Annotated in this window: 22 protein-coding genes and 1 pseudogene; 4 read left to right on the top strand and 19 right to left on the bottom strand. The window is 68.2% G+C overall.

The genetic code is table 11. The annotated features are described in order from the left end of the window. The first annotated feature begins 19 nt into the window (after positions 1–19). Together opcA and pgl are read left to right on the top strand one after the other, a co-directional pair. Positions 20–931 (top strand): glucose-6-phosphate dehydrogenase assembly protein OpcA, encoded by a 912-nt coding sequence (opcA, locus tag AU195_RS12595; RefSeq protein WP_059159406.1) that lies wholly within the window; start codon positions 20–22, stop codon positions 929–931. Beyond that, positions 928–1,665: a 6-phosphogluconolactonase gene (gene pgl, locus AU195_RS12590; protein WP_059159405.1), complete on the top strand. Its 738-nt coding sequence runs from the start codon at positions 928–930 to the stop codon at positions 1,663–1,665. The genes opcA and pgl overlap by 4 nt, the downstream gene beginning before the upstream one ends. A 10-nt stretch (positions 1,666–1,675) precedes the next feature. Here the strand turns inward: pgl and AU195_RS12585 are convergent, their stop codons facing one another. From AU195_RS12585 to AU195_RS12545, 9 genes are read right to left on the bottom strand one after another with little or no spacing between them, the layout of a single operon-like run. Continuing rightward, positions 1,676–2,293 (bottom strand): Rv1363c family protein, encoded by a 618-nt coding sequence (locus AU195_RS12585; protein ID WP_059159404.1) that lies wholly within the window; start codon positions 2,291–2,293, stop codon positions 1,676–1,678. Next, the gene (locus AU195_RS12580; RefSeq protein WP_059159403.1) at positions 2,260–3,711 is read right to left on the bottom strand and encodes an MCE family protein; all 1,452 of its coding nucleotides are present in this window, start codon (positions 3,709–3,711) and stop codon (positions 2,260–2,262) included. Before AU195_RS12580 ends, AU195_RS12585 begins: the two co-directional genes overlap by 34 nt. Position 3,712: 1 nt before the next feature. Further along, positions 3,713–4,852: a virulence factor Mce family protein gene (locus AU195_RS12575; protein WP_059159402.1), complete on the bottom strand. Its 1,140-nt coding sequence runs from the start codon at positions 4,850–4,852 to the stop codon at positions 3,713–3,715. Next, positions 4,849–6,165, bottom strand: coding sequence for a virulence factor Mce family protein (locus tag AU195_RS12570; protein ID WP_059159401.1), 1,317 nt, complete (start codon positions 6,163–6,165; stop codon positions 4,849–4,851). Before AU195_RS12570 ends, AU195_RS12575 begins: the two co-directional genes overlap by 4 nt. Next, positions 6,162–7,475, bottom strand: a complete 1,314-nt coding sequence (locus AU195_RS12565; protein ID WP_059159453.1) for an MCE family protein — start codon at positions 7,473–7,475, stop codon at positions 6,162–6,164. The genes AU195_RS12570 and AU195_RS12565 overlap by 4 nt, the downstream gene beginning before the upstream one ends. Beyond that, a complete protein-coding gene (locus AU195_RS12560) occupies positions 7,472–8,503 on the bottom strand; it encodes an MCE family protein (protein ID WP_059159400.1) in 1,032 nt (343 codons plus the stop codon). The genes AU195_RS12565 and AU195_RS12560 overlap by 4 nt, the downstream gene beginning before the upstream one ends. 26 nt (positions 8,504–8,529) lie before the next feature. Then, positions 8,530–9,972 (bottom strand): MCE family protein, encoded by a 1,443-nt coding sequence (locus AU195_RS12555; RefSeq protein WP_059159399.1) that lies wholly within the window; start codon positions 9,970–9,972, stop codon positions 8,530–8,532. A 4-nt stretch (positions 9,973–9,976) separates the two neighbouring features. After that, positions 9,977–10,828: an ABC transporter permease gene (locus AU195_RS12550; protein WP_059159398.1), complete on the bottom strand. Its 852-nt coding sequence runs from the start codon at positions 10,826–10,828 to the stop codon at positions 9,977–9,979. Beyond that, positions 10,825–11,535 carry an MlaE family ABC transporter permease gene (locus tag AU195_RS12545; RefSeq protein ID WP_059159452.1) on the bottom strand — a complete coding sequence of 237 codons (711 nt, stop codon included), beginning with the start codon at positions 11,533–11,535 and terminating at the stop codon, positions 10,825–10,827. The genes AU195_RS12550 and AU195_RS12545 overlap by 4 nt, the downstream gene beginning before the upstream one ends. A 308-nt stretch (positions 11,536–11,843) precedes the next feature. Between AU195_RS12545 and AU195_RS12540 the strand changes: the two genes are divergently transcribed. Continuing rightward, positions 11,844–12,293 (top strand): toluene tolerance protein, encoded by a 450-nt coding sequence (locus AU195_RS12540; protein ID WP_286149227.1) that lies wholly within the window; start codon positions 11,844–11,846, stop codon positions 12,291–12,293. A 25-nt stretch (positions 12,294–12,318) separates the two neighbouring features. Here AU195_RS12540 and AU195_RS12535 read toward each other — a convergent pair. From AU195_RS12535 to AU195_RS12525, 3 genes and pseudogenes are all read right to left on the bottom strand, one after another. After that, positions 12,319–12,768 (bottom strand): annotated as a pseudogene (locus AU195_RS12535) (CAP domain-containing protein); the annotation flags it as partial. A gap of 41 nt (positions 12,769–12,809) precedes the next feature. Next, on the bottom strand, positions 12,810–13,163 hold the full coding sequence (locus tag AU195_RS12530) for a DUF732 domain-containing protein (protein WP_059159397.1): 354 nt from the start codon (positions 13,161–13,163) through the stop codon (positions 12,810–12,812). A gap of 15 nt (positions 13,164–13,178) precedes the next feature. Then, a complete protein-coding gene (locus AU195_RS12525) occupies positions 13,179–13,793 on the bottom strand; it encodes an Rv1363c family protein (protein WP_059159396.1) in 615 nt (204 codons plus the stop codon). Between the two features lie 233 nt (positions 13,794–14,026). Here AU195_RS12525 and AU195_RS12520 point away from each other — a divergent pair, with 233 nt between their 5' ends. Next, the gene (locus AU195_RS12520) at positions 14,027–14,401 is read left to right on the top strand and encodes a hypothetical protein (RefSeq protein ID WP_059159449.1); all 375 of its coding nucleotides are present in this window, start codon (positions 14,027–14,029) and stop codon (positions 14,399–14,401) included. A gap of 78 nt (positions 14,402–14,479) precedes the next feature. On the opposite strand, the gene ppc is transcribed toward AU195_RS12520, so the two are convergent. The 7 genes from ppc to AU195_RS12490 form a co-directional block, all read right to left on the bottom strand. Continuing rightward, positions 14,480–17,284 (bottom strand): phosphoenolpyruvate carboxylase, encoded by a 2,805-nt coding sequence (gene ppc / locus AU195_RS12515; protein ID WP_059159448.1) that lies wholly within the window; start codon positions 17,282–17,284, stop codon positions 14,480–14,482. A gap of 87 nt (positions 17,285–17,371) precedes the next feature. After that, complete coding sequence (locus tag AU195_RS25940) at positions 17,372–17,548, bottom strand: hypothetical protein (protein WP_172800558.1); 177 nt, start codon at positions 17,546–17,548, stop codon at positions 17,372–17,374. Between the two features lie 58 nt (positions 17,549–17,606). Continuing rightward, a complete protein-coding gene (secG, locus tag AU195_RS12510; protein ID WP_011559804.1) occupies positions 17,607–17,840 on the bottom strand; it encodes a preprotein translocase subunit SecG in 234 nt (77 codons plus the stop codon). Between the two features lie 31 nt (positions 17,841–17,871). Further along, positions 17,872–18,657 carry a triose-phosphate isomerase gene (gene tpiA / locus AU195_RS12505; protein WP_059159395.1) on the bottom strand — a complete coding sequence of 262 codons (786 nt, stop codon included), beginning with the start codon at positions 18,655–18,657 and terminating at the stop codon, positions 17,872–17,874. Between the two features lie 3 nt (positions 18,658–18,660). Continuing rightward, positions 18,661–19,875, bottom strand: coding sequence for a phosphoglycerate kinase (locus tag AU195_RS12500; protein ID WP_059159394.1), 1,215 nt, complete (start codon positions 19,873–19,875; stop codon positions 18,661–18,663). Further along, on the bottom strand, positions 19,876–20,895 hold the full coding sequence (gap, locus tag AU195_RS12495) for a type I glyceraldehyde-3-phosphate dehydrogenase (RefSeq protein ID WP_059159393.1): 1,020 nt from the start codon (positions 20,893–20,895) through the stop codon (positions 19,876–19,878). Positions 20,896–20,974: 79 nt separating this feature from the next. Beyond that, on the bottom strand, positions 20,975–21,670 hold the full coding sequence (locus tag AU195_RS12490) for an ABC transporter substrate-binding protein (RefSeq protein WP_059159392.1): 696 nt from the start codon (positions 21,668–21,670) through the stop codon (positions 20,975–20,977). Between the last annotated feature and the right edge of the window lie 79 nt (positions 21,671–21,749).

Here is a 21,749-nt window from a genome sequence, read left to right as displayed (position 1 = left end):
AGCGAGGAGGAGTCGAGCCGTGATCATCGACCTGCCCGACACAAACACCGGTGCCATCAACAAGAAGATCCAGGCGCTGCGCGAAGAGGGCGGCGCGATCACGTTGGGCCGCGTGCTCACCCTGGTCATCGCCCCGGACACCGAGGCGATTCTCGAGGAGTCGATCGACGCGGCCAACGCCGCGAGCCGCGAGCATCCGTGTCGGGTCATCGTGGTCGCGCCCGGCGACCGGCGCGCAGAGAAGGCGCAATTGGACGCCCAGTTGCGCGTCGGCAGCGACGCCGGCGCCAACGAGGTGGTGGTACTTCGCCTCTCGGGACCGCTGGCCAACCACGCCAGCAGCGTGGTGATGCCGTTCCTGCTGCCCGATACGCCCGTCGTCACCTGGTGGCCGGACGTGGCACCCGATGTCCCCGCACAGGATCCGCTGGGCAAACTCGCGCTTCGCCGCATCACCGATGCCACCAACGGAATCGATCCGCTGTCGTCGATCAAGAATCGGCTCTCCGGTTACACCCCCGGCGACACGGACCTCGCGTGGAGCCGGATCACGTACTGGCGTGCGCTGCTGACCGCGGCGGTGGATCAAGCCCCCCACGAGAAGATCAACTCGGCGCTGGTGTCGGGCCTGGAGACCGAGCCCGCCCTGGACGTGCTGGCGGGCTGGCTGGCCAGCCGGATCGACGGCCCGGTGCAGCGCGCGGTGGGCGAACTCAAGGTGGAGCTCGTCCGGGACAGCGAGACCATCACGTTGAGTCGCCCCCAAGAGGGCATCACCGCGAAGATCACCCGAACCGCCAAGCCGGACGCGTTGGTTCCGTTGGCGCGCAGAGAGACTCGCGAGTGCCTGGCCGAAGACATGCGGCGCCTCGATGCCGACGAGATCTACTTCGAGGCACTGCAGGGAATCGAGAAGGTGGAGTACGTATGACGGCCTCTATACGCAAGTACCCCGACGGTGATGCGCTGGTCGACGCCGTCGGCGACCGGCTCGCCGACGAGATCGTCTCCGCCGTCGAGCAGCGCGGGCGGGCGAACATCGTGCTCACCGGCGGCGGCACCGGTATCAAGCTGCTGGCGCGCCTCGGCACCCACGACGACCGCATCGACTGGTCGAAGGTGCACGTGTTCTTCGGCGACGAACGCTACGTGCCCGAGGCCGACGACGAGCGCAACGACAAGCAGGCCCGCGAAGCCCTGCTCAGCCACATCGCCATCCCGGCGGCCAACGTGCACGCGATGCCTGCCGCCGACGGTGAGTTCGGCGACGACCTCGACGCCGCCGCACTGGCCTACGAGCAGGTGCTGGCGGGGCAGGCCGAAGGGGACGAACCGACGCCGGTGTTCGACGTGCACCTGCTCGGCATGGGCCCGGAGGGCCACGTCAACTCGCTGTTCCCGCACACCCCGGCGGTGCGGGAGACCACCCGCATGGTGGTCGGGGTGCCGGACTCCCCCAAACCGCCCCCGCAGCGGATCACGTTGACACTGCCCGCGATTCAGCGTTCCCGCGAGGTGTGGCTGGTGGTGTCGGGTGACGGCAAGGCGGAGGCCGTTGCGGCCGCCGCGGGCGGCGCCGACCCCGATGACTGGCCGGCGGCCGGAGCTGTCGGGCGTGAGGCGACGGTGTGGTTCCTCGACGAGGACGCCGCGTCCCGGCTCTAGCGACGACTGGTCACGGCACGAACTCCACGTTGGCCACCTTGATCTCGTCACCGAGTCGCTGCACGGTGATCCGCATCCGCCATGCGCGTGGGGACTGCTCCGGCACCGCGCCGGTCGACGTGTTCACACTCACCGCGACAAGCACTTTCGCATCGTCACCGGAGGAGGACTCGAGCGCGGCTTCGGTGACCGTCCCCACCGATGTCGACTGAGCCTGCTGGACCACGTCGAGAAACGGCCCGGATCGGCGCTGGAAATCCTCGAGGAAGGCGCCGGTCGCCGACTCGAGGATGCGCTGGACGTCGGCATCGGCCCGCTGCCAGTCGATGGTGGTCAGGTTGAGCGCCCCCTGACGGGCCACCTCGACGAACCGTTCGTGTAGCCGGTCCGCCTGATGCAGCTCGTAGGTGCGGTATCCCAGCCACCCGACCGAGACCGCCAGCGCCGCCACGATCATCAACCCCACGATGCCCGCCGACCGCCGGGACACCGCCGTGGATGCGGCGGGCGCCACCTTCCTCGGCTCATCGGCCTCGCCGTGCTCGTCACCGTGCTCGTGGTCGGGGTCCTCGTCGGGTTCGGCCGGGGTGTCGACTACTTCGTCGGGGGCAGCAGCATGTTCTGCCACGTTCTCTCCTCCGGGACGCTCGGAGCCAGATCGGCTTGGTTGTACACCCGCCCGTCGGGCCCGACGTACGTGCCGGTCGCCGGGTCGTATTCGGCAGCGGCGATGGGCACCGGCGGCACCGGCGGCGCCGGTGCCGCGGGTGGCGTCCCGGGAGGCGGCTGGGGTACGGGTTGCCCCGACAGCGTCGCGTTGGGATCGCCCTTCCAGTTGTAGCCGTCGTTGAGCGGTACGTAGGATTCGTCGCTCTCGCACATCTTCACGGTCGGTGCGCGTTTACCGGGCACCGTCACGCAGGGCAGGTTGCGTGCGCCGCGCACGTTGAACGCGGCATCCTGCGGCACCCGGCAGTACAACTCCCCCGCCGGTCGGTCGGGGTAGTCCTCGAAGGTGGCCACTCGGCGTTGCTGAGCGGGCAGGAAGCCGGTGGTGCACGACGGCGGCAGGTTGAGGTTCAGGTTGAAGACCAGGTAGTCACCCCGGTAATCCTGGAGGGTGTTACGCCGGGCCACCCCCACCCCCTGCGTGACCGCGGTGCCCTGCGGGAACAGCACCAGCAGTTGCTCGAGGCTCGGCTGATAGGTCAGCGCCACCTCTCCCACGCTCACGAGGTTGGCCAACAGGATCGGAAGTGTCGGCTGCAGTCGATCCAGCAGGGCGCGCACCTCGTCGGCCGCCGCAGGCCCCACGTCGAGTATGCCGGCCAACGCCGAATCTTGCTGTCGCAGTTGATCGCTGACACTGGCCAGGTTCGCCGCCCAGGCTCGGATGGACGACGCGGTATCGGATTGCGAGTCCAGTACCGGCTGCGAGCGGTCGATCAACGTGGTGAGGGGGTCGAGGTGGGTGCGCGCGTCCGCCGCCAGCGTGGCCGTCCCGTCGATCAACCGGCGCAGGTCCGGCCCGAGTCCGCCGACCGCAACGGACGCCTCGTCGACCACCGTCTTCAGATTGTCCCGGGGGATCACCGCCAGCCCGCGGTTCACCTGGTCCAGGAGCGTGTTGACGTCGGTCGGGACGGTGGCCCGGTCCCGCGGGATCACGTCGCCGTCCCGCAGCGCCGGGCCGGCACCGCTGCGCGGGACGAGTTGGACGAACTGCTCTCCCACCGAGGACACGCTGTGCACTTCGGCGTCGACGTCGACGGGGATCTTGACATCCGAATCGAGCGAGAGCTCGGCCGCCACACCGGAATCGGTCAGCGCAACGCTCTTGACGGTGCCGACCTCGACACCGCGGTAGGTGACGTTGCCGCGGGTGTACAGACCGCCGGACTCCGGCAACTCGAGCGTCACCTCATACTGACCGATTCCGAGGAGGGCCGGCACGCGCATGTACCCGAAGACCATGATCACGAGCGCGCTGGTCGCCACGACGGCGAAGATGGCCATCTGAATCAGGATCCGCCGGGTCAGTCGCATGTCAGCGCTCCTGGTCCCACCGGTAGGGGATGATCAACGGGTTGCCCTTGGTGTACGGGCTGGGCATCTGCCCGATCGTGCGACCCCACTGCAGTTCCAGCTCGGTGAGGTCGCCCTCCCACCGGGTACCGGTGAAGAATCCCGAATCGATCCGGCTGAGCGTCATGTCGACGATCAGCGTCAGGTTCGCGTAATCGCCCCGCATCCAGTTGGTGAGCGTCTCCTTGGGGAACGGGAACGTGGGCAGGAAGCTCAACGCGCGAGTCAGCGCCGGGCCGGCGTCGGCCAGCGACTGCAGTACCGGGCCGAGGTTGCGCAGTTCCTGGACCAGCGCGTCGCGAGTCTGGTTCACCGAGTCGGCGGCCAGTGCGCTGAACCTGCCCAGCTGCACGAGCGCCTCGGCGAGTTTCTCCCGCTCATCCCTGAGAGTGGCCAGCGCCGCCGGAACGGTCTGTAACGCCCTGTCCACCACGGGTTTCTGTTCGGCGAACTGGCCGACCAGGTCGTTGAGGCTCTCGCTTGCCGCGATGATGTCGTTCTTCTGGTCGTCGAGATGACCGGTGGCCTGGTCGATCTGCTCGATCAGGCTGCGCACATCGTTCTCGCGCCCGGCGAAGGCGGTGCTCAACGCGTCGGTGATGTCGTAGACGTTGCCGAGCCCGCCGCCGTTGAGCAGCATGGCCATCGCCGCGAGCGCCTCCTCGGTGCTGGGAAACGCTCCCGCGGACGACAGCGGGATCAACGATCCGTCGTGGAGCCGGCCCTGCGGTGGCACATCGGTGGGCGGCGCGAGTTCGATGTGCAGCGATCCCAACAGGCTGGTCTGACCTAGTCGGGCGGTGGCGTTGGCGGGCAGATCGACGTTCTCGTTCAGGTCCATGGTGACCAGGGCGTGCCACCCTTCGCGCTCGATCCCGGTGACGGTGCCGACGTTGACATCCCCGACGCGGACCCGGGAGTTCGGCTCGATGTTGTCCACGTCCGGCATCTGAGCGCGGACGGTGAACGCCCCCGGCCCCGCCCCCTGAACCCCCGGCAGGGGAAGCGAATTGAGCCCGCGCCAGTCGGCGCAGCCGGTGAGCGCGCCACTGAGCACCACGACGACACCCGCCGCGAGACGAGCCCACCCCGACGCGGTCACGGTCCCGCTCCCGGAGGCACCATGAGGCCGTGAAGTCCGTCGGCCGGGCTCGGCGTGGTCGCCTCGGCGGCCAGCGGCGGGCCGGCGGCCGGGCTCGGCGTGGTCACCTCGGCAGGCGCCGGCTGTCGGGCCGGCCCGTCCGGCGGTATGTAGTCCGGGCGTAGCCAATCCTCGCTGTAGGTCAGTTCGTTCGGCCGCGTCGTCGCGCCGACGAAGAGGTTCTGACCCAACGGCGGGAAGTTGTACTGGCGGTTCTTGACTATCGGCGCCAGATACTGCACACACAGTTTCGCCGCCTGCTCGGCTCCGAGTCGGGAGGCGGCCTGAACGGCCCCGCAGAGAAACGAGATCGGGTCGGAGAAGTTGTTGATCATCGGCACGGCGCTCACCGCTCCCTGTGCGGGCTGCCAGATGTTCACGTAGTTCTGCAGACTGGTCGGCGCCACGTGCAGCAGCTGCTCAACGTCGTCGAGGCTGTCGGTCAGCGCCTGTGTCACACCCGCCAACTTGTCGGACGTCGTGCCGAGCGCTTCACGGTTGTCCGCGACGAAATCCCGGACCTCACCCACGGTGCCACCGAGATCGCCCACCGCCCTGGCCACCTCGCCCGGATCATCGGCGAGCAGACCGGTCACGGCAGCCAGGTTCTCGTTGAGTCGACGCATCACGTCGGTGCTGTCCTGCAGTGCCGAGACCAGGATCGCCAGATTCTTGACCGTGGCGAAGATGTCGGTGCTGTGATCCCCGAGAGCCGACACCGCCTGGGACAGTTCGACGAGCGTTTCGCGGATGTCGGCGCCCTGCCCCCGGAGGTTGTCGGCGGTGGTGTTGATGGCCGACCCCAGAGGGCTGACGCCGCCGGGCTCGGTTGGCTGCAACTGTGCGGTCAGCTCCGCCAGTTGCGCACGGACGTCGTCCCATTCGACGGGGACCGCAGTGCGTTCTCGGGGGATGACCGCGTTGTCGGCCAGCACGGGCCCACCGGTGTAGGCGGGGGTGAGTTGTATCGCCCGGGCAGTCACCACCGTCGGCGACAGGATCGCGGCCTTGACGTCTGCCGGTACCTGATACCGGCTGTCGTACCAGAACGAGATGCGGACCCGCTCGGGCTGCGGTTCGATCGCGGTGATCTTGCCGACCGGCACACCCAGAATGCTGACGTCGTCGCCGGCGAAGACGCCGTTGCTGTTCTCGAAGTACGCCACGACGTGGGTGCGGTCGACGGTATTGGCGGTCCGAAGGGCCACGACCGTGCCGACGACCAACAGCGCCACCAGGACAGCGGCCAGCCATGGCCGAGCGCGGCGGGTCACGGTCGCCCCCCGTCGTCGGCCGGCGGCACCTCACCCGGTGCGGGTACGAACACCGGTGACGGCGTCGGCTGCGGTGTCGACTCCAGCCCGGGCGGCGCCGCGGCAGGGGGTCCCGGCGGAGGGCCGCCCGGTGGCGGGGCGGGCAACGGCTCGCGGTAGGGATACCGCGGATCGCCCGGCTTACCGGTGATCGCGTCGGGGAGTGTCAGATGCGGTTCGCCGCCTTGACCGGTCCGCGGATAGGGCATCGGCAGCGCCGGCGTGCCCGGCTGGCCGACGGGTGGGTCGGTCCGCTCCGACGGAAGCAACACGCTGGGATCCAGACCCAGGTCCGAGAACGCCGCATCGATGGCCGGTTGGACGAACTGTCCCGGCAACAGATTCGCGACATAGGTCTTGAAGAAGGGACCGGACGAGACCGATTCGCCCAGCGACATCGAGTAGTCACCGAGCAGCTTGATCGACTTCTGCAGTCGCTCCTTACGGTTGTCGAGAATCGTCAGCACACCGTTGAGCTTGTCCAGCGCGGGGCGCAACGTCGCGCGGTTCTCGGCGATGACACCCCGCAGCTGAACGCTGAGCGCCGAGATGTTGGCGGACAACTCGTCGATGGCGGCGCTCTGTGTGCGCAGCCGCGCCAGTAGCGAATTCGTGTCGGCCACCAGACTCACGATCTGGTCGCTGCGCTCGGCGAGCACGGTGGTGGCCTTGTTGGCGTTGGCGAGCAGGCCGCGCAGTTGGGCGTCGCGCTCGTTGAGTGTCCGAGAGAACCGAGCCACGCCCTCGACCGCGAGACGCAGCTCCGGTGGGGTGTCGGAGAAGGTCTCCGCCAGCACCCTCAGGGAGTCGGACAGCTGGCTGGTGTTCAGCCCGCTGATCGTGGTGGCCAGGTCGCCCAGCGCGTCGGGCAACTGATAGGGCGACCGGGTGCGCTCCATCGGGATGGTGCCCTCCAGCCGACCGTCCCCACGAGAGGTGACCTCGAGCATCTTGGTTCCGAGCAGGCCCCTCGTCTTGATCGCCGCCTCGGTGCGGTCGCCGAGCCGGATGTCCTTGTCCACGGTGAAGTTGACCAACACCTTCGGGCCGTCGAGTGCGATGGACGAGACCTCACCGACCGCGAAACCGGAGACCTGGACGATGGTGCCGGCGGTCAGTCCGCCCGCATCGGCGAAGTACGCCGAGTAGTCATGGCCGGCCTTGAAGATCGGCAGCTTGTCGTACTGCAGCGATCCGACGATGATCCCCGCGGTGACGGCGAGCCCGACGGTGCCGATGACGATCTGGTTGCGCTCGGCGAAGGTCTTCATCTCGGTGCGCACCTTCCGGTGGACTGGCCCGCCACCTTGACGTACACGGGCTGGCCGCCCTTGCCGTTGAGTTTCAGCACGACATCACACAGGTAGAAGCTGAAGAAATCGCCGTAGATGCCTTGTCGCGCAAGCGCTTGGTACGCATCCGGGAGGGTGTTGATCACGTTGTCGAAGTACTCGTGGTCGGCGACCACGATCCCGGCGGCCCGGTCCGTCTCCCGGACGGTCTTCTGCAGAGGTGGCCGGGCCTCGCTCAGCAGGCCGGCGATGCCGGCGGCGGCTGCGTTGGTGTAGGCGACACCGTCGGTGATGTCCTCCTTGCGGGCCTCCAGGCCTTCGATCAGTCCGGCGAGTGCGTCGACCGCGGTGCCGAACTGGTCACTCTGGTCGCCGAGCGAGCCGAGCACCACGTTGAGGTTGACGATCACCTCGCCGATCAGCCGGTCCCGGTCGGCCAGCGTGCTGGTCAGCGCTGCGGTCTGGGCCAGGAATGAGTTGATCGTCGGGCCCTCCCCCTGGAGCGCCTGGATCAGCTGGCCGGACAGGGCATTGACCTGATCCGGCGACAGCGCCCGCAGCAGCGGGCGGAAGCCGCCGATCAACGCGTCCAGGTCGAGTGCCGGCGAGGTCTGCGCCACCGGAATCGTGCCGCCGGGGGCGAGCCGCGCGGCATCCGCTGCGCCTTCTTCGAGGGCCAGGTAGCGCCCGCCGATCAGATCGTCGTAGCGGATCACCGCGCGGCTGGCTTCGGTCAGCGGTACGGAGCGGTCGGCGGTGAACTCGACCAGCGCGGTGGTGTCGGGCTGGATCTCGACCTTCTCGACCTGTCCGACCTCGACTCCGGCGATGCGCACGAAGTCGCCGCCCTCCAGTCCGGTCACGTTCGTGAACTCGGCCCGGTAGCCGGCGGTCTTCTCACCGAAGCGAAGTTGACCGAAGACCGCGAACAGGCCGAACACGCCCAACGTGCAGATGACCAGGAACACCGTCAGCCGCACCGCGTCATGAAGGATTCGTGTTCTCACGGTTTCTCACCTCCACTCGTCGATGCTCATGGACGGCCTTGCGGTGCCGGAGCGGGCGGCAACGGGGTGGGCTGCAGTTGCGCCGGATGCGGGACCACGAACGGTTCCGAACCGGGTGTGGGTCCGGGCTCGCGCGGCGCGCCGGGCGGCGGCGCCGGCGGGAGCCCCGGCCACAGCGGGGTTCCGTCCGGCGCGTAGAGGTCGGCACCGTACGCCGGGGCACCGGGATACGGGACCGGCCCGATCGCCGGGCCACCGAAAAGGTTTCGGATACTCGGCGGTTCCGGGACGGCGCGGGTGACCGGGAAGTAGTTCGCCCACCCGGGGAACCCGATGCCGGGGTTGGGCCGCCAGTCCAGTCCGGTCCCGAAGCCGGTGTTCGTCACGAGGTTGCGAACCGGCCAATTGTCGTCGACGAACGGCAATGAGCCACAACCCGGTTCGCCACCGGGCCCCCCTTTGGCCCCGACGACGGGCAGATGGTCCGGATACCGGTAGGGGTCGTCGCCGAGCGACAATGCGGTGTCGAGTATCAGGGTGCGGCCGTCGCCTCCCGATGCTTCGTAACCACCCTTGTCGAGCAGGGTTTTCGCGCCGACCAGCAGGCACGTGTACTCCGGGTTGTACTTGTACAGCAGATCGGTGGTCGGCTCGAGCACGTTGACGGCCCTGATGAGGTTGGCCTGATTCGGTGCGAGCAGTCGGATCCCGGAATCGGAGAGCCCGATGGTGGCCAGCAGCAGGGCGTCGAGTTGCGTCGACCGGCTGACGATCGTGGTACTCGTGGTGCTGAGTGCGTCCAGTGTGCCCAGGATGTCCTGCGCCGCGGCGCTGAACGTGTCGTTGAAGCGCTTGACCGCTCGCAGGTCCGCGGTCACCGTCTCGTGGCGCGGATTCAATTCCAGCAGAACCGCATTGCCGTCGGTGATCGTCCGACCGATCCGTTCCCCTTGGCCGCGGAGCGCCTCGGCCAGCGCGGACAGCGTGCTGTTGAGCTTGGCGGGGTCGATCTGATCGAGCACGTCGACCAGGTTCTGGAAGACGGTGTTGACCTCGCTGGTCACGTTGCGCGACTCGATCACCTGGTGGGCCGCCAGTCGCTGCGGGCTGGGGTCGCCGGGGTAGACCAGGTCGACGAACTTGGCGCCGAATACCGTGGTGGCCCGGATCTGCGCTTCCACGTTCGCGGGGATGTACTGGATCTGGTCGGAGTCGATCTCGAGCTCCAACGCCACCGGTTGCCGGCCGCCGATGATCCCCGACACCCGCCCGACCTGCACCCCGCGCATCTTGACCCGGGCGTTGGTCTCCATCACCAGGCCGGAGCGGTCGGATGTGACGGTAACCGGGACAACGGATCTCAACGAGCCGGTGAACAGCACATACGTCAGCGTCACCGATACGACGAAGACCACCAGCAGGATCAGGGTGTACCACCCCGGGTGCAGGCCTCCGTCTCGATCATCCATGGCGCTATCCCGCCAGGTTGAAGTTGCCGGACTGCCCGTACACGGCGAGGGAGAGCATCACCAGCACGAACGCCGAGAAGATCAGCGCGGCACGCACTGCCCGGCCGACCGCCTCCCCGACCCCGGCCGGACCGCCCCGCGCGTGGTAGCCGTAATACGTGTGGACGAGCATGATCACCACCGACAGCGCGGTGCACTGGACGAACGACCAGATGAGGTCGGTCGGATTCAGGAATGTCCGGAAGTAGTGGTCGTACACCCCGGTCGCCTGTCCGTAGAGGACCGTCGTGCCGAACCGGGCCGCCCAGAACGACGCCAGCACTCCCACGCAGTACAGCGGAATCACCACGATGAATCCGGCGATCACCCGCGTGGAGGCGAGGAAGGCGACGGAGCGGATCGACATCACCTCCAGCGCGTCGATCTCGTCGTTGATGCGCATCGCCCCGAGCTGCGCGGTGGCACCGGCGCCGATGGTGGCCGACAGTGCGATCGCGGTGGTGGCCGGCGCGATCAGTCGCACGTTGAAGAATGCGGACGCGAAGCCGGTGAAGGCCTCGACGCCGAGCTCGGAGAAATCGTTGTAGCCCTGCACGGCGACCAGGGCCCCGGTGGTCACCGTGAGGAAGGCGACGATCGCCACCGTCCCACCGATCACCACGAGTGCACCTGCACCGAGGCCCATCTGGGCGATGATCCGGATCAGCTCGATGCGGTAGTGGATCAGCACGTAGTGGATGGACCCCAGCGTGCGACCGTAGAACTTGACCTGCCTTCCGACCCGATTCCACGCTGCCGCCCAGGCTTTGAGCCTGCGTTGGACCCCGCCGCGGGCGGCGGCGCTGACGGCGGTCACAGCGTGACCTTGATCGCGACGGCCGTTGCGACGATGTTGATCGCGAACAACGCCATGAACGTGAACACGACGGTCTCGTTGACGGCGTTGCCGACCCCGGTGGGCCCACCGCCGACGGAAATCCCCTTGTAACAGGCGATCAGACCGGCCGACAGACCGAACAGGGCGGCCTTGATCAAGGCGATCACCACGTCGGGCGCGCCGATGATCAGCGTCAGACCCGCGGCGAACGCGCCCGGGCTCACATGCTGGATGTAGACGCAGAAGAAGTAGGCGCCGGCGAGTCCGACCAGGATGACCGTGGCCGACAGCGCCAGTGACACCGTGGTGGCGGCGAGTACGCGGGGAACGACCAGCGCCTGAATGGGATTGACGCCCATGACACGCAGCGCGTCGAGCTCCTCACGGATGGTTCGAGCGCCCAGGTCGGCGCACATCGCGGTGGCGCCGGCACCCGCCACGACGAGCACGGTCACGATGGGTCCGATCTGCCTGACCGAGCCCAGCGCCGCTCCGGTTCCGGAGAAGTCCGAGGCGCCGATCTCGGTGAGCAGGATGTTCTCGATGAACGTCAGCAGCACCGTGTACGGAATCGTCAGCATCAGGGTCGGCAGCAGCGACACCCGGGCGACGAACCAGGACTGCGCTATGTACTCCCGCCACGCGAAGGGCGGCCGGAACATCTGCACGAAGGTGTCGAGAACCATCGAGTAGAAGCCCCCGAACCCCCGTAAGGGTTTGGCCACCGCCGCCGGAACAGTCACGACCGACTCGCCGAACCGGTGAGTGGTTGTGGGTGCTTGTCTCCGCCGGCGAACACCTTCCCCTCCGAAACGGGCTTCTACCGAAATGCGGACGACGTTAACATCTGGTATAGGCGCGTATCGGTGCTTTCCGGAACTCAAGGACGATGTGGAGGCGGGGTGGTCGGGCCTCGCGGAATCGCCGCGAATCTCGCCGGATGCCGCTACAGTGTCGGCCTGCGCGCCGGCCCGGATGTGCAGGAGGTCGCGTGATGACCGAAGCGTCCACACCCGCCGTGCCCCGCGCTCACCCACGTGCGGTCGTACCGCTCCTGGTGGCGGTGGCGTGCGTATTCGGACCGGCCGCATCGGGTTGGGCGGCGCCGCCGGACATCCCGGCGCAGCCCGCGCAGGCGGCGTGCTCGTACCGGCTCGACCCGCCGCGTCGGATCGATCAACCGTCGGGCACCGCCGTGGTGGCCACCACGATGTCGGTGACCGGGTGCCGGGGCGAGGCGTTCCCGGTCGAGGTGACCGCGTGCATCCGAGCCGACGAGGGCACCCAGTGCCGAACCAAAGGTGCTTGGCTCCCAGCGAGTTTGGAGTTCCGCCCGTGGCGGCCCGGATCCACCTACACCGCGACCGGTCGCGGTTGCGCGCTCCTCGGAAATCCTCCGACGCGGGTGTGCACGCCGATGGGCCCGGTGTCGGTTGTGCTCTGAGGTACGGCGCTGCTCGTCATCCGGATCCGTAGACGGCCACCACGACGGTTCGATCCAGGCTGTTCTCCGACCAGACACCGATCGCCGTGTAGCGACAATCCCGCATGATCGCGAGGTAGGTGGGGTCGTGGTACCACCGGTTGATCAGTTCCACCCCGCTGATGGCCAGGGCCGGGTTGATCGCGACCGTCTCGGCGACCTCTCCGCGGAAGCCCGCGGCCGCTGCCCGGTCCGCCGGTGTCGAACCGTTCGATCCGATGTCTCCGTTCAGGGCACGGTTGACGAGCAGATCTCTGGTATGCCACTCCGCGGCGAGTTGCAGGCGCGGTTCGATTCTCAAGGTGTTCGTGCAGCCCGCCTGACGCTGGACGGTGTAGACGTTGGCCACCACTGCGTCGTTGAGCCTCTTGTTGTCGGCGTACGCCTGCGGCGACGCGGGCAGTGCCACCCCGACCAGCAGGCAGGCGTAGCCGATGTACCTGTAGTCGCGCCGTTTCACGCCATTCCCCCTGTCTCTCAGGGTGCCGACCGATACCCGGCTGCGGAGTTGCGCAGCTGCCAGATCAGCGCCGGGCACAGTTCCCCGACGGCCTGCCCGATGAGGTAGGACGCCTGCATCTCGTCGGAGGTGCCGAAGTCGGTCATCACATCGCCGACCAGATCGGGATAGCTGCGGCCCCGCGAGACCTTGTCGCACAGGCCGTACCCGTAAGCCAGAGCTGCTGCGGCACTGGGAAAGTGGTAGCCAGGCCGCACCGTCACGTTGACCAGGTAGGCGACCTCGTCGGCCCGTGCCGGGGCGGATGTGCCGATGATCGCGGCGCCGACGACGGCCACGGCCGGGATCGTGAGGACTTTCGTCGCCCGCATCGCCGATCACCCTGCTCAGATCGGCGTGAAGTCGGAGATCAGCCATCGGCCGCCGACGTTGTCGAGCGTGACCCGCACGGTGGAGGCCAGGTCGGAGGGCGGACCGTTCCCGATGGCGGTGGTCTGGTTGACGAAGACGAGCACCACCGCACGGTTCACCCCGGCTGACACCGTCGCGGCGGCGGCCACCTTCGCCTCCGCGGAAACCTGCTGTTCTCTGGCGCCGGGGATGACGACGTCGTTGACGAGCGAGGAGTAGGAGTCGCGGAAGTCACCGGTCAGGAAGTCGCGTGCGGTGGTCAGATCCTGCTCGACCGTGTCGGGTCGATAGGTCAGCATCGCCACGGTGCCGTCCCTGGCGGCCTGCAGCGCCGGCCCCGCGGCGACGTCCGAGCCGTGCAGACCCGCGTACTGCCATTTCAGCAGACCGGCGGCGATGGCCAGCAGGAACGCGAGAACGGGAAGGACCACCCAGACGCCCACGTTCTTCCAACCGCGTTCGCCGCGCGGCGGGCGGGTCGGTGGGGTGGTCGGCTCGTCCTCGTCGACACATGAGGGCTCCGTGACCACGTCGGACGACGTGGCCGACTCGGTTGTGGCTGCTGTCGACTGCGGCCGCTTCACTGGCATGAGGCCTCTACCCTCGGACGAACGCGGCCACCTTACCTCTGTGGGGCACCCGGCGTTGCCGGTTCCGCGGGCCCGGTAGGCGCGGCCATCGGCATGCCCGGCTTCGTACTCGGCGGCCGAGGTCGCCGTGTCGACCGTGGAGGGCCTCCGGGGGTTCTCGCATGCGCGGGACTGCACGCAATTGAGACGTCGAGACCGCGTCGGCGGTTCCCCGACCCGTCATAATGGCGATCATGGTTGACAGAAGCGGTCGGGGTACCACGCGCACGGGCACTGAGCGCATCAGGAAACTCGCGCAGGCGGCGCTCAACGCCGACGTGACGGTCGAACAGGTCGACACCATCCTCGACGGGCTCAGCGACACCCTCGACGACCTCAACAGGTCGACGGCCAACCTCGACGTCACACTGGAGCGCTTCAACGAGACCATCAACCAGATCAACGCGCTGGCACCGCGACTGACCGCGGTGGTCGACCGGATGGAGGGCATCGTCGGCCGCGTCGAACGCCTCGTCGGCATGGGCGAGGCCGTGCTGGGCCCGTTGGCCGCGACGGAGAACGCGGTGCGCGGCGCGCTCAACGCCGTGCGTCGCAGCACCGGTTTGTGACCAGCCGCTGTTGCGGCAGCAACGATTCAGCCACGGTTGCGGCAGCAACGATTCAGCCACGGTTGCGGCAGCAACGATTCAGCCGCTGTTGCGCAGCGCTGTCGCCAGCCCGCTCATGGTGAGCAGGATGCCGCGCTGCACCAGCTCGTCGTCCTCCCCCGACCGGTACCGGCGGAGCAGTTCGACCTGCAGGTGGTTGAGCGGTTCGAGGTAGGGGAACCGGTTGAACACCGACCGCGCCAGTGCCGGGTTGTCGGCCAGCAGGTCTTCCTGACCGGTGATCAGCTTGTGCATCCGGATGGTGCGCGCGTGCTCGTCGGCGATCTTGTCGAACACCCGGCGGCGCAGGTCCTTGTCCTCTACCAGCTCCGAATACCGCGCGGCCAGGCCCAGATCCGACTTGGCCATCACCTGAGCCATGTTCGACAGCACCGTCCGGAAGAACGGCCACCGCCGGTAGAGGTCCTGCAGTACCGCCAACCGGTCCTCACCCCCGGCCTCTCCTTCGTCGACGTACTGCTCGAACGCGCTGCCGGTGCCGTACCAGCCGGGCAGCATGACCCGCGACTGGCTCCACGACAGCACCCACGGGATCGCCCGCAGGTCGGAGATGGAAGTCGTCGGCTTTCGTGAGGCCGGCCTGCTGCCGATGTTGAGGGCGCCGATCTCGCTGACCGGTGTCGAGGCCTTGAAGTAGTCGACGAAACCTGGTGTCTCGTGGACGAGTTCGGCGTAGGCGCGCTGCGCCCGCGCCGCCACGTCGTCGAGCACCTCGTAGGCCCTGTTCGCCAGCCCCCCGAGACCTTCGATGTCGAGCAGCGTCGACTCCAGTGTCGCGGCGACCAGTGTCTCGAGGTTGCGGTGGGCGATACGCGGTTCGGCGTACTTGGCGGCGATCACCTCACCCTGTTCGGTGATGCGCAGCGAACCGTTCACCGCGCCCGGGGGCTGCGCCAGGATCGCGTCGTAGCTCGGTCCTCCGCCGCGGCCGACGGTGCCGCCGCGACCGTGGAAGAGCCGCAACCGGATACCGGTCTTGCGGGCCGACTCGACGAGGTCGAGTTCGGCGCGGTAGAGCGCCCAGTTCGCGGCCAGGTAGCCGCCGTCCTTGTTCGAGTCGGAGTAGCCGAGCATGACCTCCTGACTGTCGCCGCGCGCGGCGACCATGCCGCGGTACAGCGGGAGGTCGAGGGCCGCTTCGAGGATCGACGATCCGCGCTGTAGGTCGTCGATCGTCTCGAACAGCGGCACGATTCCCACCGGCGCGTAGGGTTCGTCGCCGGAGACGTCGAGCAGACCCGCCTCCTTGAGCAGGATGGCGGCCTCGAGCATGTCGGACACCGACTCGCACATCGAGATGATGTAGTTGGGGACCGCCTGCGGACCGAACACCCGCACCGCACGCGCGCCGGCCTTGACGATGTCGAGTTCCTTGCGCGCCAGTTCGGAGAGTTCGGCTTTCTCGGAGGTGAGGGGGCGACGGGTGGCGAGCTCGCCCGCCAGGATGTCGATGCGGTCCGGCTCGGACAACGACGCGTAGTCGGCATGCACACCGGCCCATGCCAGCAGCTCCGCGACGACCTCCTCGTGGACGTCCGAGTTCTGCCGCATGTCGAGGCCGGACAGGTGAAAACCGAAGACCCGCACCGCTTCCCGCAGCCGGAGCAGCCGGTCGTCGGCGAGTACGGCACTGCCGTTGTGCCGCAGTGAGGTGTCGACGACGTCGAGGTCGGCGAGCAACTCGGCCGGCGTGGCGTAGCGGTCCAGGCCGAGGTCGAGTTCGTGTTCGGGTTGGACGTCGAGGATCTCGCCGGCGGTGGCGGTGAGCCTGCCGTGGATCACCCGCAGCGCCCGGCGGTACGGTTCGTCGGCGCGGGCGGCCTCGTGGCACGCGTCGGCGAGTGCGGTGAGCTCGTCGCTCACGCGCACCAGCCGCGCCGACATCGACAATTCCTGCTCGAGCCCGGTCAGCTCCTCGAAGTAGTGCTCGAACGCCGTGTACGCGGCGCGAGACGTGGCCAGCCGCACCACTTCCGCGGTGACGTTGGGGTTGCCGTCGCGGTCGCCGCCGATCCACGAGCCGGGCCGCAGGATCGGTTCGGCCAGCAGATCTGTGTCGGGCCACCGAGACTGCAGCGCGGAGCGGACCTCGGCGTTGACGCGCGGGATCACGTCGAAGAACGCGGCCTGGTAGTAACGCAGCCCGGTCTCGATCTCGTCCTGGATCTTCAAGCGCGACAATCTGATCAGCGCGGTCTGCCACAGCGTGAGGATGTGCCTGCGCAATTCCAGTTCGACATCGCGGCCGTCGTCGGTGGTGTCGTGCCCGTGCGAGCGCAGGCGCATGAGGTCGGTGATGCGGTGCTGGGTGTCGAAGACCGTGCGCCTGCGGGTCTCGGTGGGGTGGGCGGTGATCACCGGCGAGACCAGCGCCCCGGTCAGCGCGGCGGCCACCTCGCCGGAATCCAGTTGAGCGGAGTCGAGTTTCGCGTACGTCGCGGCGAGGCTGCTGTCCTGCGGCGGCTCTCCGGCAGCCACGTGCACGGCCCGGCGGCGCTCCCGGTGGATGTCTTCGGCCACGTTGGCCAGCAGCGCGAAGTGGGTGAAGGCCCGGATGACCGGTATCGCGGCGCGGGCGCCGATGCCGTCGAACATCCCGGCCAGGTCGGCGCGGTCGATCTCGGAGCGGCGGACCCGGAAGGATTCCACCCGGGCGCGTTCGACGAGGTCGAACACCTCCGCGCCGTTCTGCTCGCGGACCGTGTCCCCGAGTATGGCGCCGAGCAGCCGGATGTCTTCGCGCATCGGCTCACTGGCTTCGCGGCCGACCTCGGTCCGGGTCACCGAGCCGATCGGTTCGAGCGCGTCAGGGAGGTCAGCCATGCGTTCCAGTATCGGTGCCCGGTGGACCCGCCGCATGGCGGGCGGGTCCACGGGACGATGGACGTGGGATCGGGTCAGACGTCTGAGTTACATCGAGCCGGCGGGCTTGTCCGCGCCGGTGATGTCCCGCTCGTGCTGAGCGCGGCGGGCCAGTTCGTCGTCGTCGACCGGACGCGGTTCCTTCGCGTGCTCACGGTGATCGGGGTGCACCTCTTCGGTCGGCACCATCACTTCGCTGATATCGGGATTGTCGTCTCGAGCCATGACAGTTCGATACCCACCGCGAGCCCGCCGCAACCGGGCTGTGACGGGTGCGACGGGGTCAGCTGTACTTGATCTGCAGGGCCACGCCGACGATCGAGACCACCCAGATGCCGACGACGAACAGGGTCAGCCGGTCGAGGTTCTTCTCCACGACCGTGGAGCCCGAGAGGCTCGACTGGACGCCGCCACCGAACAGCGTGGACAGCCCGCCGCCCTTGGCACGATGCAGCAGCACCAGGAGCACCACCAGCAAGCTGGTGACGATCAGCGTGATCTGCAGTGCGAGAACCATGGCGGACAGCCTACAGGCCGCGAGCCCGTGCTCAGGGCAGGGGCCCGCCTGCGGCGATCGCCGACAGGGTGGCGAACTGCTCGCCGTCGAGGGAGGCGCCACCGACCAGCGCGCCGTCCACATCCTCCTGGGCGACGATCTCCCCGACGTTCTTCGCGTTCACCGACCCGCCGTACAGCACCCGGATCCCGGCGGCCAGCTGTGGCGAGGCGAGCTTGCCCAGCTCGTCCCGGATCGCCTTGCACACCTCTTGCGCGTCGGCGGCACTGGCCACCCGGCCGGTGCCGATCGCCCATACGGGCTCGTAGGCGATGACGGCCTGACCGACCTGCTCGGAGGTCAGCCCCGCCAGCGAACCGCGCAACTGCTCGACGTTGTGCTCGACGTGGTTGCCTGCCTCACGCACCTCGAGGTGCTCACCGATGCAGACGATCGGGGTGATGCCGTGCCGGAACGCGGCGGCGGCCTTCGCCGCCACCAGGGCGTCGTCCTCGTGGTGGTAGGTTCGGCGCTCCGAGTGCCCGACGACGGCGAACGTGCATCCCAGCTTGGCCAGGAACGCGCCGCTGATCTCGCCGGTGTAGGCACCGGAGTCGTGCTGGCTGACGTCCTGTGCGCCGTAGGTCAGGCGCAGTTTGTCGCCGTCGACCAGCGTCTGCACGCTGCGCAGGTCGGTGAACGGCGGGATGACCGTCACATCGACCTTGTCGAAGTACTTGTCCGGCAGGGAGAAGGCGACCTTCTGCACCAGCGCGATGGCCTCGAAGTGGTTGAGGTTCATCTTCCAGTTGCCGGCGATCAGCGGCTTACGGGCCATGGTCTAGGACTCCAGTACGTGGATGCCGGGCAGTTCCTTGCCCTCGAGGTATTCCAGCGACGCACCGCCGCCGGTGGAGATGTGCGAGAAGCCGTCCTCGGGCAGGCCGAGTTGGCGCACCGCCGCGGCACTGTCGCCGCCGCCGACGACGCTGAACGCACCCTTGCCCGTCGCACCGATGATCGCCTCGGCGACCCCCTTGGTGCCCGCCGCGAACGCCGGGAACTCGAACACGCCCATCGGGCCGTTCCAGAACACCGTCTTGGCGTTCGACAGCAGGTTGGCGAACCGCTTCACCGACTCGGGGCCGATGTCGAGACCCATCTTGTCCTCCGGGATGCGGTCGGCCGCAACGGTTTCCGGTTCGGCATCGGCGGAGAACTCGGGTGCCACGACGATGTCGACGGGCAGGTGGATCACGTCGGCGTAGGTGTCGAGCAGCTCGCGGCAGGTGTCGACCATCTCCGGCTGCACCAGTGACTTCCCCACCGGAACCCCTTGCGAGGCAAGGAAGGTGAAGCACATCCCGCCGCCGATCACGAGGCTGTCGGCCTTCTTGGCCAGCGATTCGATCACCGCCAGCTTGTCGGAGACCTTGGAGCCGCCCAGCACCACCGCGTAGGGGCGGTCGGTCGAGCTGGTCAGCTGTTCGAGCACCTTGACCTCGGCGGCCACCAGCGTGCCCGCATAGTGCGGAAGCAGCGTCGCGATGTCGTACACCGAGGCCTGCTTGCGGTGCACCACGCCGAAGCCGTCGGAGACGAACGCGCCGTCGTCACCGACGAGTTCGACCAGGGCCTTGGCCAGCGCCCGGCGCTCGTCGTCGTCCTTGCTGGTCTCGCGGGGGTCGAATCGGATGTTCTCCAGCAGCAGGACATCACCGTCGGTGAGCCCCTCGGCACGGGCCAGCGCGTCGGTGCCGACCACGTCGCCGGCGAGCTGGACGTGCCGCCCGAGTTGCTCGCCCAGCGCGGCGGCGACGGGCTTGAGCGAGTACTTCGGATCCGGTCCGCCCTTCGGCCGCCCGAGGTGGGCGGTCACGATCACCTTCGCGCCGGCCTCGGCGAGCGCCTTGAGCGTCGGCACCGAGGCGATGATGCGGCCGGGGTCAGAAATGGCGCCGTCGTCGTCCAGAGGGACGTTGAGGTCGGAGCGCACCAAGACGCCCCGACCCTCAACGCCGTCGTTCAGCAGATCGTCGAGCGTCTTGACGGCCATTTAGAGGGACTTACCCACTAGCGCGACCAGGTCCACGAGGCGGTTCGAGTAGCCCCACTCGTTGTCGTACCAGGAGACGACCTTGGCCTGGTTGTCGATGACCTTGGTCAGGCCGGCGTCGTACAGCGAGCTGTGCGGGTCGGTGACGATGTCGCTCGAGACGATCGGCGCGTCGTAGTACTTGAGGATGCCCTTGAGCGGACCCTCGGCGGCGGCCTTCATCGCGGCGTTGATGTCGTCGACGGTTCCCGGCTTGGCCAGTTCGGCGGTGAGGTCGGTGACCGAGCCCGTGGGGATCGGCACCCGCAGCGCGTAGCCGTCGAGCTTGCCCTTGAGCTCCGGCAGGACCAGGCCGATGGCCTTGGCGGCGCCGGTCGAGGTGGGGACGATGTTGATCGCGGCGGCGCGGGCGCGGCGCAGATCCTTGTGCGGGCCGTCCTGCAGGTTCTGGTCCTGGGTGTAGGCGTGGATCGTCGTCATCAGTCCCTTGACGATGCCGAACTCGTCGTTGAGGACCTTGGCCAGCGGACCGAGGCAGTTCGTCGTGCACGACGCGTTGGAGATGATGTTCTGGCTGCCGTCGTACTTGTCGTCGTTGACGCCCAGCACGATCGTGATGTCCTCGTCGCTGGCGGGCGCGGAGATGATGACCTTCTTGGCGCCGGCGTCCAGGTGGCCCTGGGCCTTGTCGCGCTTGGTGAAGATGCCGGTCGACTCGACGACGACGTCGACGCCCAGGTCACCCCAGGGCAGCGCCGACGGGCCCTCCTTGATCGACAGACCCTTGAGCGCGTCGCCGCCCACGTTGATGGTCTCGCCGTCCACGGAGACGTCGAACGGCAGCCGGCCGAGGATCGAGTCGAACTTCAGCAGGTGGGCGAGGGTCTCGTTGTCGGTGAGGTCGTTGACCGCCACGATTTCGACATCGGTGTTCTTGCCCTCGAGCTTCTGGGCGGCCAACGCCCGGAAGAAGTTGCGGCCGATGCGGCCGAAGCCGTTGACGCCTACCCGGATGGTCACGTGGATCTCCCCTGTCTGCCTGGCGGTGAATTGCTCGCCCGCCAGCCTAGTGGGGCCGGATTTCGAGCGCGCGGGCTGGTCAGTGCACGGCCAGGCTCTGGTCGGCGTACGGATTGCCCAGCCATTTGCGGCGGATCTGCTGCAGCGTGCCCGCGTCCTCCAACTCGGCCTGCGCGACGCTGATCCGGCTCAGCAACTGCTGGTCGTGCCCGGCGACGGCGACCGCGATGTTCTCGACGGAGAGCCCCTTCTGGACGACCTCGACGCCCGGGAGCTTCTTGGTCAGTTCGGTCAGCGTCGGCCCGAGCGCCATCACGGCGTCACACCGGCCGGCGGACAGATCGGACAGCGCCGTGGCCAGGTCGCCGTGGGGCTCGGTCCGTCCGGCGCGGCCCTGTTCGACGAGGTTCTCGGCGACCTGCCGGCTGGGGTTGTCGCGCTCGACGGCGATGGTCAGGCCGGCCAGGTCCTCGGCCGCGTGCACGTGGGGCAGCCGTGCGGTGTCGACGGCGATGGCCTGTCCGGTGATGAGGTAGGGCGGGCCGAAGGCGGCCCGGTGTTCACGCTCATCGGTCACGGTGACACCGGCGATGCAGTCGAGGTCGCCGGCGGACAGGGCGTCGAAGACCGTCGCGCCCTCGGAGGGGATGAACTGCGCCGTCTCCCCGATCGCCTCGGCGATGGCCGTCATGAGGTCGATGTCGAGGCCGGCTTCACCGTCCATGCCGTTGAACGGCGGGGACGGGACGATCACGCCGACGCGGAGAGTGCCCATACGTCTCTCCTATGTCAAGCCGCTGCCATTTGGCAAGGCTTTTGACGGTGGTTGTGGTCTGTCTGCAAATGGCCGAAGA

The sequence above is a fragment of the Mycobacterium sp. IS-1496 genome (genome assembly GCF_001499995.1).
Lineage (GTDB): Bacteria > Actinomycetota > Actinomycetes > Mycobacteriales > Mycobacteriaceae > Mycobacterium.
The sequence above is the reverse complement of the archived record's forward strand: the minus strand, read 5'-3'. Positions and strand labels throughout refer to the sequence as shown.